At 63.0% G+C, this 16,159-nt stretch carries 11 protein-coding genes and 1 tRNA gene; 6 read left to right on the top strand and 6 right to left on the bottom strand.

Going from position 1 to position 16,159, the window contains the following annotated elements; genetic code table 11:
* Positions 1–33: 33 nt before the first annotated feature.
* The 3 genes from fixL to folD all read left to right on the top strand — a co-directional run bounded on the left by fixL (position 34) and on the right by folD (position 4,409).
* Positions 34–2,550, top strand: coding sequence for an oxygen sensor histidine kinase FixL (gene fixL / locus H281_RS0102375; RefSeq protein WP_033379390.1), 2,517 nt, complete (start codon positions 34–36; stop codon positions 2,548–2,550).
* A complete protein-coding gene (fixJ, locus tag H281_RS0102370; RefSeq protein WP_020065489.1) occupies positions 2,547–3,194 on the top strand; it encodes an oxygen response regulator transcription factor FixJ in 648 nt (215 codons plus the stop codon). Before fixL ends, fixJ begins: the two co-directional genes overlap by 4 nt.
* Positions 3,195–3,548: 354 nt before the next feature.
* Positions 3,549–4,409 (top strand): bifunctional methylenetetrahydrofolate dehydrogenase/methenyltetrahydrofolate cyclohydrolase FolD, encoded by an 861-nt coding sequence (gene folD / locus H281_RS0102360; protein WP_020065487.1) that lies wholly within the window; start codon positions 3,549–3,551, stop codon positions 4,407–4,409.
* A 336-nt stretch (positions 4,410–4,745) separates the two neighbouring features.
* On the opposite strand, the gene H281_RS0102355 is transcribed toward folD, so the two are convergent.
* A complete protein-coding gene (locus H281_RS0102355; RefSeq protein ID WP_020065486.1) occupies positions 4,746–5,888 on the bottom strand; it encodes an acyltransferase family protein in 1,143 nt (380 codons plus the stop codon).
* A 278-nt stretch (positions 5,889–6,166) separates the two neighbouring features.
* Here H281_RS0102355 and H281_RS0102350 point away from each other — a divergent pair, with 278 nt between their 5' ends.
* Positions 6,167–8,275 (top strand): M3 family metallopeptidase, encoded by a 2,109-nt coding sequence (locus H281_RS0102350; protein WP_020065485.1) that lies wholly within the window; start codon positions 6,167–6,169, stop codon positions 8,273–8,275.
* A gap of 114 nt (positions 8,276–8,389) precedes the next feature.
* Here the strand turns inward: H281_RS0102350 and H281_RS0102345 are convergent, their stop codons facing one another.
* Positions 8,390–9,682 carry an amidohydrolase family protein gene (locus tag H281_RS0102345; RefSeq protein ID WP_020065484.1) on the bottom strand — a complete coding sequence of 431 codons (1,293 nt, stop codon included), beginning with the start codon at positions 9,680–9,682 and terminating at the stop codon, positions 8,390–8,392.
* 232 nt (positions 9,683–9,914) lie between these two features.
* On the opposite strand from H281_RS0102345, the gene H281_RS0102340 reads away from it, so the two are divergent.
* Positions 9,915–10,613: an aspartate/glutamate racemase family protein gene (locus tag H281_RS0102340; protein WP_027804225.1), complete on the top strand. Its 699-nt coding sequence runs from the start codon at positions 9,915–9,917 to the stop codon at positions 10,611–10,613.
* 106 nt (positions 10,614–10,719) lie between these two features.
* Here H281_RS0102340 and H281_RS0102335 read toward each other — a convergent pair.
* Together H281_RS0102335 and H281_RS0102330 are read right to left on the bottom strand one after the other, a co-directional pair.
* Positions 10,720–10,796, bottom strand: a tRNA-Met gene (locus H281_RS0102335).
* 113 nt (positions 10,797–10,909) lie between these two features.
* Positions 10,910–11,197 carry a hypothetical protein gene (locus H281_RS0102330; RefSeq protein ID WP_020065482.1) on the bottom strand — a complete coding sequence of 96 codons (288 nt, stop codon included), beginning with the start codon at positions 11,195–11,197 and terminating at the stop codon, positions 10,910–10,912.
* Between the two features lie 191 nt (positions 11,198–11,388).
* Between H281_RS0102330 and xth the strand changes: the two genes are divergently transcribed.
* Positions 11,389–12,165, top strand: a complete 777-nt coding sequence (xth, locus tag H281_RS0102325; RefSeq protein ID WP_020065481.1) for an exodeoxyribonuclease III — start codon at positions 11,389–11,391, stop codon at positions 12,163–12,165.
* Positions 12,166–12,251: 86 nt separating this feature from the next.
* Here xth and H281_RS0102320 read toward each other — a convergent pair whose 3' ends face one another.
* Entirely contained in the window at positions 12,252–14,432 is a 2,181-nt protein-coding gene (locus tag H281_RS0102320) for a prolyl oligopeptidase family serine peptidase (protein ID WP_020065480.1), read from the bottom strand.
* A gap of 181 nt (positions 14,433–14,613) precedes the next feature.
* Positions 14,614–16,131 (bottom strand): nitrogen regulation protein NR(I), encoded by a 1,518-nt coding sequence (gene ntrC, locus H281_RS0102315; RefSeq protein WP_020065479.1) that lies wholly within the window; start codon positions 16,129–16,131, stop codon positions 14,614–14,616.
* Between the last annotated feature and the right edge of the window lie 28 nt (positions 16,132–16,159).

Here is a 16,159-nt window from a genome sequence, read left to right as displayed (position 1 = left end):
TTGGGAAGTACGCGCTGCGCTACAATGCCACGCATGTTGACCGAACGGCTTTTCGCTCGCTCGGCGCGCACCGCCGGTTCGCCGACGGATTCGACGCCGTCCTCCCGCTGGCACCATGGACCATGGTGGTCGAATTCCTATTTGCTGACGCCGCTCCTGTCGATCCTGGTTTTCCTGGTCGTCATGAGCCTGATTCTTTGGAGCCTGAACCGGCGCGAGCAGCAGCAACAGGAAGACACGCTCTACCGTAACGTTGCATGGGCCCAGCAACAGATCCGCCTGTCCATGACGGGCGCGCAAGAACAGATCCAGGCTCTCGCCCGCGACCTCGTGGCGGGTCACGCCGATCCGCAGTCGTTCCAGGTGTCCACCACGGACATCATGCAGGGGCATCCCGAGATCCTCTACATGAACTGGTACACGAGCCAGCAGCAGCCGCGCTGGCCCAGCACGGCGCTGCCGGTATTCGGCCAGCGGCTCGCGAAGCCTAACGACACCCAGATGGACGAGGCAGTGAAAGCCGCCTTTACCGAGGCGCGCAGCACGCGCCGCCAGGTCTACTCGCCGCTCATCTACGACGACCTCGGCAACGGCTACATCACGTTGCAAACACCGGTCTATCGCGACCGCGAATTTCTCGGCTCGATTGCCGCCGTGTTTTCGGTCGAAGGCATTCTGAAGCACGACATCCCGCCCGAGCTGTCGGCCAAGTACAAGATTTCGATCATCGACGCGAACAACCGCGAGCTGACCACCACGTCCACGCGCCCGCGCCTGCCGCGCGACATGTTCTACGACCTGCCGCTCGACCCGCCGGGCCAGGGTGTCTCGGTGCGCGTCTATGCGTTCCCGCAAATGACCAATTTCACCAACAACACACTCGTGTGGCTGGTGGCGGGTCTGTCGTGTTTCGTGCTGTGGAGTCTGTGGAGTTTGTGGAAACACACGCGGCAGCGTTTCGAGGCGCAACAGGCGCTTTACGCCGAAGCGTTTTTCCGTCGTGCGATGGAAAATTCCGTGCTGATCGGCATGCGGGTGCTCGACATGCACGGCCGCATCACACACGTGAATCCGGCGTTTTGCCGGATGACCGGCTGGGACGAAAGCGACCTGGTGGGCAAGACCGCACCGTTCGCTTACTGGCCGCGCGACGCTTATCCGGAGATGCAGCGTCAGCTCGACATGACGCTGCGCGGCAAGGCGCCCTCCTCGGGCTTCGAATTGCGCGTGCGCCGCAAAGACGGCTCCACGTTCCACGCGCGCCTCTACGTATCGCCGCTCATCGACAGTTCGGGCCGCCAGACCGGCTGGATGTCGTCGATGACCGACATCACCGAACCCAAGCGCGCGCGTGAAGAACTTGCCGCCGCACACGAGCGCTTCACGACCGTGCTGGAGAGCCTCGACGCCGCTGTCTCGGTGCTCGCCGCCGATGAAGCCGAACTGCTGTTCGCCAACCGCTACTACCGGCACCTGTTCGGGATCCGCCCGGACGGCCACCTGGAATTGGCGGGCGGCGGGTTCGATAGCGCACAGGCGTCGTCGGATTCGATCGATATGGTGGATACCTACGCCGGACTGCCTGCCGCCGCGTTGACGGAGAGCACGGCCGACGCGCAGGAAATCTATGTGCAAAGCATCCAGAAATGGTTCGAAGTGCGCCGCCAGTACATTCAATGGGTGGACGGCCACCTTGCGCAGATGCAGATCGCAACCGACATCACCACGCGCAAGCAGGCGCAGGAACTGTCGCGCCAGCAGGACGAAAAACTGCAGTTCACGAGCCGGCTGATGACCATGGGCGAAATGGCCTCGTCGCTCGCGCACGAACTGAATCAGCCGCTCGCCGCGATCAATAACTATTGCTCGGGAACCGTTGCACTGGTTAAATCCGGTCGGACGACGCCGGACAACCTGCTGCCCGTGCTCGAAAAGACCGCCCAGCAGGCGGTGCGCGCCGGCATGATCATCAAGCGGATTCGCGAGTTCGTGAAACGCAGCGAGCCCAAGCGTCAGGCTACGCGTGTGGCGGACATCGTCGCAGACGCGGTGGGCCTCGCGGAGATCGAGGTGCGCAAGCGGCGCATTCGCATCGTCACCGACATGCGCTCGCGGTTGCCCGTCATTTACGTCGACCCGGTGCTGATCGAGCAGGTGCTGGTCAACCTGCTCAAGAACGGCGCCGAGGCGATGGCCGAAGCGCGGCCCAATGCGGTCGATCCGGTGATCCGCGTGGTCGTGCGGCTGGAAAGCGGCTTTGTCTGCATCAGCGTCGTCGACCAGGGTCCGGGCGTCGACGAAGCAACGGCCGAGCGGCTGTTCGAACCGTTTTACAGCACCAAGTCCGATGGTATGGGCATGGGGCTGAACATTTGCCGTTCGATTATCGAATCGCACCGCGGCCGTCTGTGGGTGGTCAACAACGTCGAGTCAGACGGCCACATCACGGGCGCCACGTTCCATTGCAGTCTGCCTATTGGAGAGCCCGACGGCCCGAGCAACGGCGGGTCAGAGGCGCCGACACCACAAACCGTTACGGGAGAGCTATGAACAGCCCAGTCACCACACAGGAAACTGTCTTTGTCGTCGACGACGACGAGGCCGTGCGAGATTCGCTGCGCTGGCTGCTGGAGGCAAACGGCTACCGCGTGCAGTGCTTTTCGAGCGCCGAGCAATTCATCGACGCATGGCAGCCGCATCAGCATCCGGGCCAGATAGCCTGCCTGATTCTCGATGTGCGGATGTCCGGCATGAGCGGACTGGAACTGCAGGAGCGCCTGATCGCCGACAATGCGTCGCTGCCGATCATCTTCGTGACAGGTCATGGCGATGTGCCGATGGCAGTGTCCACGATGAAAAAAGGCGCGATGGACTTCATCGAAAAGCCGTTCGACGAAGCCGAGTTGCGCAAGCTCGTCGAGCGCATGCTCGACAAGGCGCGCAGCGAGAGCACGAGCGTGCAGCAGCAGCGCGCGGCCGCCGAGCGTCTCGGCAAGCTCACCGCCCGCGAACATCAGGTGCTGGAGCGGATCATTGCCGGCCGCCTGAACAAGCAGATCGCCGACGACCTCGGCATCAGCATCAAGACGGTGGAAGCGCACCGCGCGAACATCATGGAAAAGCTGAACGTCAACACGGTCGCCGATCTGTTGCGACTCGCGTTGTCGAACAAACCGCAGCAAGCGGCACAATAAGCGCCGGCGGCGTGCTTCAGGCGCGCCTGCTGCCGCGCTTAACGCGAACTGAAAGGCCGTCGCCCCGGCGGCCCGGTCGGCGCGGTCGGTCCAAACGGCCCCCAAGCGGCCGGACTACCCAGTCCGGCCTTTCGCCGGTTCTTCCTCGCTACTTCTTCGTCAAGGCAAGCGCTCGCGTCGATCGGACGTCATCGGCATGACCGCGCACGCCGGTATAATGACGGACTTTGCAGCGGCGCCTAGCTCCGATTGGCGTCACGTGCTTTTCTTGCGCCGACCCGTTCCCGCTGAAAAACGCCACGGTGCGCGGCACGCGCGCTGCTCCGCTTTCCATACTGTCCCTCTCGACCGACCATGACTGCCAAACTGATCGACGGCCTCGCCCTTTCCAAGACCCTGCGCGCCGACGTGGCCGCGCGCGCCGCCGCACTCACCGCTCGCGGCCATCAGCCGGGGCTTGCCGTCGTGCTGGTCGGCGACAATCCGGCAAGCGAAGTCTATGTGCGCAACAAGGTCAAGGCCTGCCACGACAACGGTCTCGGCTCATCGCTCGACCGCTATCCGGCCGATCTGCCGGAAGCCGAACTGCTCGAACGTATTGACGAACTGAACCGCGATCCGCGCATTCACGGCATTCTCGTGCAGCTTCCGCTGCCGCCGCATATCGATAGCCACAAGGTGATCGAGGCGATCGCGCCCGAGAAAGACGTGGACGGTTTCCACGTCGCCAATGCCGGCGCATTGCTGACCGGCCAGCCGCTGTTTCGCCCGTGCACGCCGTACGGCGTGATGAAGATGTTTGCGGCTTACGACATTCCGCTTCAGGGCGCGAACGCGGTGGTGATAGGACGCTCGAACATTGTGGGCAAGCCCATGGCGCTGTTGCTGCTCGAAGCGGGCGCCACGGTCACGATCTGTCACAGCAAAACGCGCGATCTGGCCGCGCATACGCGCAACGCCGACATCGTGGTGGCCGCCACCGGCCTGCGCAACATTCTCACCGCCGACATGGTGAAGCCGGGCGCGGCCGTAATCGACGTCGGCATGAATCGCGACGAAGCCGGCAAGCTGTGCGGTGACGTGGATTTTGCAGGCGTCAAGGAAGTGGCCGGCTACATCACGCCGGTGCCGGGCGGCGTCGGCCCGATGACAATTACGATGTTGCTCGTCAACACGATCGAAGCCGCGGAACGTGAGGCCGCGCGGCACGCTTGAGGTAAAAAAGAAAGCGCTGAGCGTTGCCCTGCCCCGCGCTTTCAACTCGCTTCGTACCCTACTCGGAGGTCGGCTCTCGCATCAGTTCGAGCCGACCTCCCGCTTCGCTTCCTGCCTTGCTTCCTGCCTCGCTTTCAGACTCACTTACTGCCACACTTCAAGACCACCCTCGCGTCGCTTCCAGCCGACGTCTCGTCATCTCCTCGCCCTGCTCCCCGCCCCGCTCATTTCGAATGTCTGTCTCACACGCATCGCGTCTCACGGCGTTGCCGTCGCAGTAAACGAAACCCGTCACTCCAAGCCTGGATTGACCGCCCCAAACATTCACCACACGCTCTAGCGCACAGCCTGCTCGCTCACCGGCACGCCGTCGGGACTCGGCGCCCGCCGGCGCGCGAGGCGCCCACGGCACCACATCAGCACCGGCCGCTCGACGCAGTGCCACGACAAAGCCGCGCAGAGCAGGATAAACGGCGCGGCGATCAGCACTGCCGTCACATGGCTCAACTGCGGAGCGATATTCGCGACGCATTGCTGCACCATGAAGCCATACAGATAAATTCCGTACGAGTAGTCATGGCGCGGCACGAACCGCCGCAACAGCGGCGTCGTCCCGATCCACAGTACGCCGTACACAAAAGCCAGATAGAACAGCGGCTGCGCGCCGGCCGTGTCGCGGAACACGAGGAACACCATGGTGAATGCGAGCGCTGTCAGGCCGTCGATACTGATCCGCTCCCGCAAGCCATAGAGCAGCATGCCAAGCATGAAGAACGGCTCCGGCCAGAACGAATAGCCGCCGGGCGTCTCGGTGAAGTCGCGCAGGCCAATCTGTACGAGCGGCAGCGAATGCGGCGTCAGATGCGGCGGTAAATGCACCCGCAGCACGAAAGCGGCAATGCCGAGCGCCGCCGCGAGCGTGACGCCGCGCGCGCTCGACAGCAACCCGAGTAAGCCGGTTGCGAGCACGATCAGGTAGCAGCGTACTTCGAGCGGCAGCGTCCACAGCGGGCCGCAGACATCGACGGGAAAGCGGTTGTGTTCGAACACGCCCGGCAGCGCCCAGCCGGTTTTCATCACGATGGTCGAGAAGTTGTCCAGATTCGCCCACGTCATGCCCGAACTGAAGTACTCACGCAGCGGCAGAGTCGTGAAAAGCGGCCCGACGATGAAGACCGTAACGAGCGATCCAAGCGCCACGGCCGGCCACAGGCGGGCAATCCGCAGCACGGCGAAGCGCGGCACCGAGCGTTGACGGTCGAAGCTCGCGGTCACCAGCATGCCGCTCAGCAAAAAAAACGCGTACACACCGAGCGCGCCGAAACCGTCGAAACCGAGCGCGTTTTCGACCCAGTCGGTCGTGCCGTCCGGGGACTGCAGCAGATACGAATGGCCATACACCACGGCCACGGCGGCCAGCAGCCGCACGAGGTCGAAATTGTTGCCTTTGCGCGATAAAGCGTGCGAAAGCGGGGTCATCGGTACCTCTCCTGCTGAAAAGCGTCGCAACGCGATAGACACGTCAGAATGCGGCGCGGCACCATTTGGCACCGTTCGTTTTCGCACAAAAGCGCTATGGGCGGCCGCATCTGCTAATTTGTGTGCCGGCGATTGGAATCGGCGCGCCCCGCCCCAATAATGCTGATGTGCGGTGTAATAACCGCCATGAGCCGCCACGAGCCGCCGCAGCGCGCACGCGGCTCAAGCACCGATTAAAGTACCGATTACCCGTTCACCCGCGTCAGACAGGAAGCCTCATGTCCACTACCGTCTCGAATCACGACAATCCGCTCCTCGATTTCTCCGACCTGCCGCGCTTTGGCGACATCCGCCCCGAACATGTCACGCCCGCACTCGACGTGCTGCTCGCCGATGCGGCCGCCGCCGTCGAGCGCGCCGCCCAGCCGATCACGCCCGCTTCGTGGGCCGATGTCGTCGAGCCCGTCGAGCGCGCGACCGAACCGATGTCGCGCGCCTGGAGCGTCGTGGGCCATCTGAACGCCGTCGCCGACACGCCCGAATTGCGCGCCGTGTATGGCGAAAATCTGCCGCGCGTGACCGAGTTCTGGTCGAGCGTCGGTCAGAATCTCGCGCTCTACGAGAAGTACAAGACGCTGAACGCGAGCGATGAATTCGCCTCGCTGACGAGCGAACGCAAGAAAATTCTTGGCAACGCGCTGCGCGATTTCCGTTTGTCCGGCGCGGAATTGCCCGAAGACCAGAAGCCGCATTTCGCCGAGTTGCAGGAACGTCAGGCAGCGTTGTCGAAAGCGTTTTCGGACCACGTGCTCGATGCGACCAACGCCTACGCGTATTTCGTCGAAGCCGGCAACGAGGCGGAACTGGCCGGCCTGCCGGAAGACGTGATCGAGGCCGCGAAGGAAGCAGCCGAGCGCGAAGGCAAGACCGGCTACAAATTCACGCTGCATTTCCCGTCGTACTTCCCGGTCATGCAGTACTCGGAAAACCGTCCGATGCGCGAAGCCATGTACCGCGCATATGTGACGCGCGCATCCGAATTGGGCCCGCAATACGGCAAGGGCAAGCCCGAATGGGACAACACGTCGGTGCTCGCCGACCAGTTGAAGCTGCGTGCCGAAGAAGCGCATATGCTCGGCTACAAGAATTTCGCCGAGGTATCGCTCGCGCCTAAAATGGCCGAATCGCCGGAACAGGTCATGGCTTTTCTCGAAGACCTCGCCACGCGTGCGCGACCGCATGCGGAACAGGACTGGAAGGAGTTGCGCGAATTCGCTTCGAGCGAACTCGGCTTGAGCGATCTGCAACCGTGGGACATGACGTTCGCCGCCGAACGTCTGCGTCAGAAGCGCTATTCGTTCTCAGAGAACGAGGTCAAACAGTATTTCCCTGAAGACGCCGTGTTCAAAGGCCTGTTCAAGGTGACGGAAACGCTCTTCGGCGTGCGCATCCGCCGCGACGAAGCAGCCGTCTGGCATCCGGACGTGCGCTTTTTCCGCGTCGAGAACCAGGACGGCGGCCTCGTCGCCCAGTTCTATCTCGACCTGTATGCGCGCGAAGGCAAACGCGGCGGCGCCTGGATGGACGACGCGCGCGGCCGTCACAAGCATACCCATGGCGGCGTGCAAACGCCGGTTGCTTATCTGACCTGCAACTTCTCTGCGCCGGTCGGCGGCAAGCCGGCCTGTTTCACGCACGACGAAGTCATCACGCTTTTCCACGAATTTGGGCATGGCCTGCATCACATGCTTACGCGTGTGGACGAGCTCGGCGTTTCGGGCATCAACGGCGTGGAATGGGACGCGGTCGAACTGCCGTCGCAATTCATGGAGAACTTCTGCTGGGAGTGGGATGTGCTCTCGGACATGACGTCGCACGTCGAAACCGCTCAGCCGCTGCCGCGTGAACTGTTCGACAAGATGCTGGCCGCGAAGAATTTCCAGAGCGGTCTCGGCACGTTGCGCCAGATCGTGTTTTCCATGTTCGACATGCAGTTGCATACCGGCTTCGACGCAGCAGGCACGAAGAACGCGACCGAACTTGCAAGCGAGATCAACGAGCGCTTTCATGTCGTGCCGCAGGCGCCGTTCTCGCGTTGGCCGAACACGTTCAGCCATATTTTTGCCGGCGGTTATGCGGCCGGCTACTACAGCTACAAGTGGGCCGAAGTGCTGTCCGCCGACGCCTACGCAGCATTCGAGGAAGCGGCGCAGGCAGCGAGCGGCAGCGTGCTCGACCAGACAACCGGCATGCGTTACCGCAAGGAGATTCTCGAAGTGGGCGGCAGCCGTCCGGCGATGGAATCGTTCAAGGCGTTCCGCGGACGTGAGCCGAACATCGACGCCTTGTTGCGACACAACGGCATGACGCCCGCCGCGGCGCATTGAAACGCCGCACGATGCGCGGAGGAAACCCTCGGCGCATCGATCAGTGCCGATGTAAAGAAGCCGGTGTTCCGCGCGAGCGGACACCGGCTTTTCTTTAGCTAAAACCTGCCGCGCTCAACCGCGATGCAGCTTGAAATCCACCTCTGCGGGACGCCCTTCGAGCGACAGCGCCGCGCGCACAGCCGGTGCACGGCTCACCACCTTGCCGCGGCTTACCACCGCCAGCCGCGCCGCGCGCAAACGGATCGCTTCGACGGGATCGCGCGCGTCGAGTAGCACGAGATTGGCCGCGCAGCCGGGCGCGACGCCATAGCCTTCCAGACCGAGAATGCGCGCTGCGTTCACCGTGACCGCGTCGAAACACGCGTGCATGCCTTCGACGCCTGTCATCTGCGCGACGTGCAAGCCCATGTGCGCGACTTCGAGCATGTCGCCCGAGCCCAGGCTGTACCACGGATCCATCACGCAATCGTGGCCGAAGGCGACGTTGATACCCGCCGCCATCATCTCCGGCACGCGCGTCATGCCGCGCCGCTTGGGATACGTGTCGCTGCGTCCCTGTAACGTGATGTTGATGAGCGGATTCGCGATGGCCGCCACGCCCGATTCGCGCATGAGCGGCAAGAGCTTGCTCACGTAGTAGTTGTCCATTGAATGCATCGACGTCAAATGCGAGCCGGTGACGCGCCCATGCAAGCCGAGACGCTGCGTCTCGGCCGCGAGCGTTTCGATGTGGCGCGACATGGGGTCGTCCGATTCATCGCAATGCATGTCCACGCGCAGGCCCTGCTCCGCCGCATACTCGCACAGCATGCGCACCGACTGCGCGCCGTCGGCCATGGTGCGTTCGAAATGCGGAATGCCGCCGACCACGTCGACGCCCATTGCGATCGACCGCTTCAGGTTCTCGAAAGCGCCTGGGCTGCGCAGCACGCCGTCCTGAGGAAATGCCACCAGTTGCAGATCGAGATAAGGCGCGACGCGGCGCTTCACTTCGACGAGCGCCTCGACAGCGAGCAGACGCGGATCGCACACATCGACGTGACTGCGGATTGCAAGCAGCCCGCGCGCGACAGCCCAGTCGCAGTACTGCATCGCGCGTTCGATCAACGCGTCCTGCGTAAGTTGCGGCTTCAGTTCGCCCCACAACGCAATGCCTTCGAGAAGCGTGCCCGACGCGTTCACGCGCGGCAAACCATACGAGAGCGTCGCGTCCATATGGAAATGCGGATCGACGAACGGCGGCGTGACGAGCGAGCCGGCAGCGTCGATTTCCTCGCGCGCGGCGGCGGCGAGATTCGGTTCCACGGCAACGATGCGCCCCGCTTCAATGCCGATGTCGAGCGGCTGCCCGGCTTGCGGCGCGATGCTTTTCGGCAGCATCGCGTGGCGGATGATCAGATCCATCTCTCCCTCCTTGTCTGTATGTCCGTGCGCTGTGGCTGATGACGATTCTATCGGCGCCAGAAAGTATGCGCAGGTTGTATCCGGCGTTTTATCTAGCGTCTCATCTGCGCTTATTCGGCGTTTAATCCGCTTGCCGTACCGGCGAGTGCCGCGAAATCCGTACCGGCTGCGGGCACCGCGGCGCACCTATACTCAGCTCAGTCATCAAGACGCAATGATCGGGAGCATGCAGATGAAGACGATAGGAGTGATTGGCGGAATGAGCTGGGAGTCGTCCGCCGAGTATTACAGGCTGCTCAACCGCCATGCGAAGGCGCGCCTGGGCGGCCATCACAACGCACGCAGCCTGATGCTGACCGTGGACTTTGCGCCGATCGAAGCAGATCAGCGCGCGGGCGACTGGAGCGCGCTCGGCGAGCGGATGGCCGACGCGGCGCGTCAACTGGAACGCGGCGGCGCCGAGCTGGTGATGCTCGCCACCAATACGATGCATCGCGTGTATGAATCGATCGAGCAGGCGATCAACGTACCGTTTCTGCATATCGCCGATCCGACCGGCACCGCGTTGCGCGCGGCGGGCGTCGCGCGCGTCGGCTTGCTCGGCACGCGCTATACGATGGAGCAGACGTTTTACACAGGCCGACTGCACGAGCGCTATGGACTCGAGACTTTGGTGCCCGAAGAAGCAGAACGCGCGGACATACACCGCATCATTTACGACGAGTTATGTCACGGCAACGTGAACAGCGAATCGCGCGCGGTGTATCAAAACGTGATCGAATCGCTGGCTTCGCGCGGTGCGCAAGCGGTGATTCTCGGATGCACCGAAATCACGTTGCTGATCAAGCCGGAAGATTCTGTTCTGCGCGTTTTCGATACCACGGCGTTGCATGCGCAAGCGGCGGTTGAGTGGGCGATTGGAACGCAGTAGTGCCGGACGACGCGCGATTGCATTTCAACGCAATCGCAGCGCCACAATTGCGGTGCTACAAGTTAAAAAGCCCGCTGGTTTGCGCCAGCGGGCTTTCAACAATGCTTGGTTGCGGGGACAGGATTTGAACCTGTGACCTTCGGGTTATGAGCCCGACGAGCTGCCAGACTGCTCCACCCCGCGTCAGAGAAAAAGGATTGTATAGAGATGTTAGCTATACGTCAAACGATCCCGCAACAATCGCATGATTCATTAGAGCGAAGCACGAACGAAAGCGCAAAAGGAGCATCTGTGACTCACAGATCCAGCACAGTCGCGCCCTCGATCTTGCCGTCGATGATATCCGCGCCGTACTGGCTCGCGCTGCGTTTGGCCACGCCGAAATCGGAGAACGTTGCAGGCAGCACGAGACGAAACACGCGGCTCGCCTTTGACCCGCTGATTGCGCCGGGACGACACACGCGCACCGCGACGTCATAGCCTTCAGCGTGCCGCTTGTGACCGTCGAACTTGTCGAACGCCCGCGAGAAAACCAGCGGATGCACTTCGAAGTCCTTATAAAGATCAGGATAAAGTTGAGCCATGATGCCCTCCGCTGCACGCCAGTGCCTGAGTAAGTCAAACTGTGAGTGTGATCCCCACTATACGCCGCGCGCGTCGCGCATCGGCTTTTTATTTTGGTTCGCTGCGCGTGGTTCGAGCCGCGCGAAAATCGTTTTGCCCCGTATGCGCTGGTAAGCTACGGCTCCTGCGCCATTCAGCTTGAGAATCTCCCGTGAAAATCGCCACCTGGAACGTCAACTCCCTCAAAGTCCGCCAACAGCATGTGATCGACTGGCTGGAAACCAGCGGCACCGACGTGCTGTGCCTTCAGGAACTGAAGCTGCCCGACGAGAAGTTCCCGCGCGCCGAACTCGAAGAGAAAGGCTACCGCAGCTGGTTCGCGGGCCAGAAGACGTACAACGGGGTCGGCATTCTCGTGCGCCAGGGTCTGAATGTGGACGAAAGCAGCATCGTGCGAAATATTCCCGGCTTTGAGGACTTGCAGCAGCGCGTGGTCGCGGCGACCGTCGAGGGCGTGCGTATCATCTCTGCGTACTTCCCGAACGGCCAGGCGCCCGGCACCGACAAATTCGCGTACAAGCTCCGCTGGCTCGCCGCGCTGCACAACTGGATCGCAAGCGAAATGGCGCTGTATCCGAAGCTCGCGCTGCTCGGCGACTACAACATCGCACCGGACGACCGCGACGTGCACGATCCCAAGGCGTGGGAAGGCCAGAACCTCGTTTCGCCGGAAGAACGCGCCGAGTTCGTGCGGCTGATCGAGCTGGGTCTCGTGGACGCATTCCGTCAATTCGAACAGCCCGAAAAAATCTATTCGTGGTGGGACTACCGGATGATGGCGTTTCGCCGCAACGCGGGCCTGCGCATCGACCATATCCTGCTTTCAAAGCCGCTCTCTGAAGCCTGCACGTCATGCGAAGTGGACAAAGTGCCGCGCAAGTGGGACCAGCCGTCGGACCATGCACCGGTCGTCGCGCAGATCGGGTGACAAACACGGGCAAGATCCGGCCGGGTCTGGCGATGCCTAACCCGGCTGGGAGACGCAAAGGCTCTCACGAAGCCTCTCCCAAAGCCTCAAGCGGAAGCGCTCAGCGTTCGCCATAGAAACTCGAAAACCATCGCATCGTGCTCGGCCTGCTCCAGTTCATCGGAGCCGCCGTGGCCTCCGTCCGTGTTTTCGCGGTACCACACGTTGTCGACGCCTAGCGCCTGCATGCGCGCGGCCATCTTTCGCGCATGGCCGGGATGCACGCGATCGTCGGCGGTGGATGTCGTGAACAGGACCGGCGGATACTTCACGCCGGCCGACACGTTGTGATAAGGGGAGTATGCGGCGAGTGCGCGCGCGTCGTCGGGGTCGTCGGGATCGCCGTATTCGTCGATCCATGACGCGCCCGCATGCAGCAGGTGATAGCGGCTCATGTCGAGCAGCGGCACTTCGCAGATCACCGCGCCGAAGAGTTCGGGGCGCTGGACCATGCACGCTGCCACCAGCAGGCCTCCGTTGCTGCCGCCCTGAATGCCGAGTTGCGCGGCGCTCGTCACGCCGCTCGCGACGAGCGTTTGCGCTACCGCAATGAAGTCGTCGAACGCACGCTGCCGTTCTTCGCCTTGCGCCGCCGTGTGCCAGCGAGTACCAAACTCGCCGCCGCCGCGAATGTGCGCGACCACGTACACGCCGCCACGCTCCAGCCAGCCGATGCCCTGCCCCGTCAGATAACTCGGCAGCAATGGAATCGCGAAGCCGCCGTAGCCGGTCAGCAGGCAGGGCCGCGACGATTGCAAGGCCGGCTGCTCTCCTGCCGGGTCGTTGCATTGCTGATCCCGCGCGGTCCGCGGTCCGACCACTGTGTACGGTATCCGCGTGCCGTCCGCGGAGACAGCATGCCCGCGCGTCACCATGAAGCGCGTCGCGTCAAACTGTGTCGGCCAGCGCTCGAGCAGTTCCCACTCGTTGAGATCGTCACGGGCAAGATCGGCGAGCCAGTACGCGGGAGGCTGCAGATAGTCGTCGGTATCGACGAACACCTCGTCGTTCAGCGTCGACTCCACCGGCGAGACGTCGGCTTGCCCGTCCGGGTGCGATGGAAAGACGCGCCGCTGCCACTGCCATGTCTGATCGGCGGCTTGCGACGTGGTGAACAACAAGGTCTTGTTCTGCACGTCTTCCAGATACGAGACGATGAGCTGGTTGCGCGTATGCGTCCATTCGCACGCGGAGGTCTGCGCAGTCGGCATGAAGAGCGGCGTCACGTCACGCATGCCGCGCAGGAACGCGGCTTCGCGAATCGCCAGCAACGCGCCGCCCGGATAGACGGCGCCGTTGCAGTGCCAGTCGAGGCGCGGTTCGAGCAGCAGCCAGCCCTGCCAGCCGCTCACTGCCACGTGCGACGGCACATCATAAAGACGCCAGGCGTCAGCGGGAGCGGAAGCGCCATCTACGCCGCTCGCGTCGTCCAGGTAGTACGTGTGCGAGTCGAAGAAATCGACGCTGCTCACCACCGTGTGCCGCTTTTCCACCGGATCGTAATGCGCTTCCACGCCGATATCGCTAAACGCACCCTTGAACACGACGGGTGCATCGGCGAGCGCCGTGCCGCGCGTCCAGCGCCGCACTTCGCGCGGATAGCCGGAGCGCGTCAGGCTCTTGCGACCATTGTCCCAACCCACGTAAAGCGTATTGCGGTCGATCCAGGACGCGGTGTGCTTGCCGGCCTTCGGGATCGCGAATCCGTCGTCGATAAAACGCCGCGTGTCGATGTCGAACTCGCGGACCACCAGCGCGTCCGAGCCGCCCGGCGACATCGTGATCAGCGCGCGATCGCCGTCGGGATAGAGAATGTCGAACTCCGAGCACACCCACGGCGTTCCTTCTGCTTCGCCGAGTGCATCGAAGTCGATCAGATTCTCCCATTCGGGCTTGCCGCCGCGCCATGCGGCCCAGGTCGTGCGCCGCCAGATGCCTTTGGGATTGCGCTCGTCCTGCCACAGGTCGTATGCCCATTCCTTCCAACGATCAGGAATCACCGGACGTTCGCGCGGCAAGTAGGCATCGGCGAGACGTTGCCTGAGCGTTTCGAACGGCGCGCCGCTGCACCATGCGGCGCGCGTGCGGGCATTTTGCCTCTCGACCCACGCGAGCGCTTCAGGGGCGTCGAGCGCCTCGAGCCAGAGAAACGGATCGGGAGAAAGCGGCCAGGAAAAGGAAACTGGGGAACCGGGAGAACTGGGAGAAACGGAAGAAGCAGAAGGCATCGTCGGCTGTCGAAGGAGAACAGCGTTGATTATGCCTTGCGACCGCGGAAGCCCGCTTCAATGGCTTCCGCGACTCGCGATGCGGGGTTGCCGGGCGCAACATCTCGCGATCGGCCAAGACGGGCGCCGTGCGCGCCATACCCTGAGCCGCCGCGCTCCGGTCAGTGGGAATGAACGCGCGTCAAGGCTCGAGATTGAGTTCCTGAATCTTGCGCGTAATCGTATTGCGCCCGATGCCCAGACGCTCCGCCGCCTCGACCTTGCGTCCGCGCGTGAAGTCGAGCGCCTCGCGGATCACTGCAGCTTCGAAGCGGCGCGCGAGTTCGTCCATCACATCGGCGGAGTTCTCGCGCAAGAGGCGTGCGACTTCCGTGCGCAGACCGCCTTCCCACGCGCTGACGGGCGTGGCGACCGGCATGCTGCCAGCCGCCGCCGAATGCGTGACCGGATTCATGCCGTTGATCGGCGCAGTACCCGTCAGGCTCGCGTCCGACGTGCCGAGCGCGGCGCCGCCACCGCCGGCAAGGTCGGTTGCACCGGCCTGCGCGGGACCGAGATCGGGCGGCAAGTCCTTGATCTCGATGGTCTGCGCGGGCGCCATCACCGTCAACCAGTTGGCGAGGTTTTCCAACTGCCGCACGTTGCCGGGAAACGGCAGCGACGCCAGATACGCGAGCGCCTCTTCCGACACCCGCTTGGACTCGACGCCAAGATCGCGCGCGCTTTTTTGCAGGAAGTGCCGCGTGAGCAAAGGAATGTCTTCGCTGCGCTCGCGCAATGCGGGCAAACGCAAGCGGATCACGTTGAGACGGTGATACAGATCCTCGCGGAACAAACCCTGACGAACGCGCGATTCGAGATTCTGATGCGTCGCCGCGATCACGCGCACATTGGCGCGCAGCGGGTTGTGTCCGCCGACACGGTAGAACTGACCATCCGACAGCACGCGCAACAGACGCGTCTGCAAATCGAATGGCATATCGCCGATTTCGTCCAGGAAGAGCGTGCCGTTCTCGGCCTGTTCGAAGCGGCCCTGGCGCATTGCCTGCGCGCCGGTGAACGCGCCGCGCTCGTGGCCGAATAGTTCGGATTCCAACAGATCCTTTGGGATCGCGGCGGTGTTGAGCGCAATGAAGGGACCGTTCGCGCGTGGGCTATGTCGGTGCAGCGCACGCGCGACCAGTTCCTTTCCGGTGCCCGATTCGCCGGTAATGAGCACGGTTGCCGCGGAATGGGACAAACGTCCGATCGCGCGAAACATGTCTTGCATTGCCGGTGCCTGGCCGAGCATTTCCGGTGCATCGGCAACGCGCTCGTCCCACGTCTGTTCGCCGCGCATGCTCTCGTCCACGGCGCGGCGGATCAGTTCGACAGCCTTGTCGACGTCGAACGGCTTTGCGAGATATTCGAACGCGCCGCCCTGGAATGCGGCCACCGCGCTGTCGAGGTCCGAGAACGCCGTCATGATGATGACGGGCAGGCCCGGCACCTTGTCACGCACGGTTTGCAGCAATTCGAGGCCGGAGCCTCCGGGCATCCTGATGTCCGACACCAGCACCTGCGGGCTGTCGTGATCGAGCGCCGCCGACGCCTCGCGTACATTCGCGAAGCTGCGAGTCGCGAAGTTTTCGCGAGCGAGGGCTTTTTCGAGCACCCAGCGAATCGATTGATCGTCGTCTACTATCCAGATCGGCTTCATATAGGTCTGTCAGAAGTCTTGAGATGCC

Origin of the sequence: Paraburkholderia caledonica (assembly GCF_000383275.1) — a bacterium.
GTDB classification, from domain to species: domain Bacteria; phylum Pseudomonadota; class Gammaproteobacteria; order Burkholderiales; family Burkholderiaceae; genus Paraburkholderia; species Paraburkholderia caledonica.
Note: the sequence above shows the minus strand (reverse complement) of the source record. Positions and strands in the feature narration are given on the sequence as shown.

What these genes read in the sequence shown, in the direction of transcription:
- ntrC (WP_020065479.1), bottom strand. Translation starts at nt 16,131, where the DNA reads ATGAAGCCGATCTGGATAGTAGACGACGATCAATCGATTCGCTGGGTG.
- fixJ (WP_020065489.1), top strand. Translation starts at nt 2,547, where the DNA reads ATGAACAGCCCAGTCACCACACAGGAAACTGTCTTTGTCGTCGACGAC.
- H281_RS0102345 (WP_020065484.1), bottom strand. Translation starts at nt 9,682, where the DNA reads ATGGATCTGATCATCCGCCACGCGATGCTGCCGAAAAGCATCGCGCCG.
- H281_RS0102355 (WP_020065486.1), bottom strand. Translation starts at nt 5,888, where the DNA reads ATGACCCCGCTTTCGCACGCTTTATCGCGCAAAGGCAACAATTTCGAC.
- H281_RS0102320 (WP_020065480.1), bottom strand. Translation starts at nt 14,432, where the DNA reads ATGCCTTCTGCTTCTTCCGTTTCTCCCAGTTCTCCCGGTTCCCCAGTT.
- H281_RS0102340 (WP_027804225.1), top strand. Translation starts at nt 9,915, where the DNA reads ATGAAGACGATAGGAGTGATTGGCGGAATGAGCTGGGAGTCGTCCGCC.
- fixL (WP_033379390.1), top strand. Translation starts at nt 34, where the DNA reads ATGTTGACCGAACGGCTTTTCGCTCGCTCGGCGCGCACCGCCGGTTCG.
- H281_RS0102330 (WP_020065482.1), bottom strand. Translation starts at nt 11,197, where the DNA reads ATGGCTCAACTTTATCCTGATCTTTATAAGGACTTCGAAGTGCATCCG.
- folD (WP_020065487.1), top strand. Translation starts at nt 3,549, where the DNA reads ATGACTGCCAAACTGATCGACGGCCTCGCCCTTTCCAAGACCCTGCGC.
- H281_RS0102350 (WP_020065485.1), top strand. Translation starts at nt 6,167, where the DNA reads ATGTCCACTACCGTCTCGAATCACGACAATCCGCTCCTCGATTTCTCC.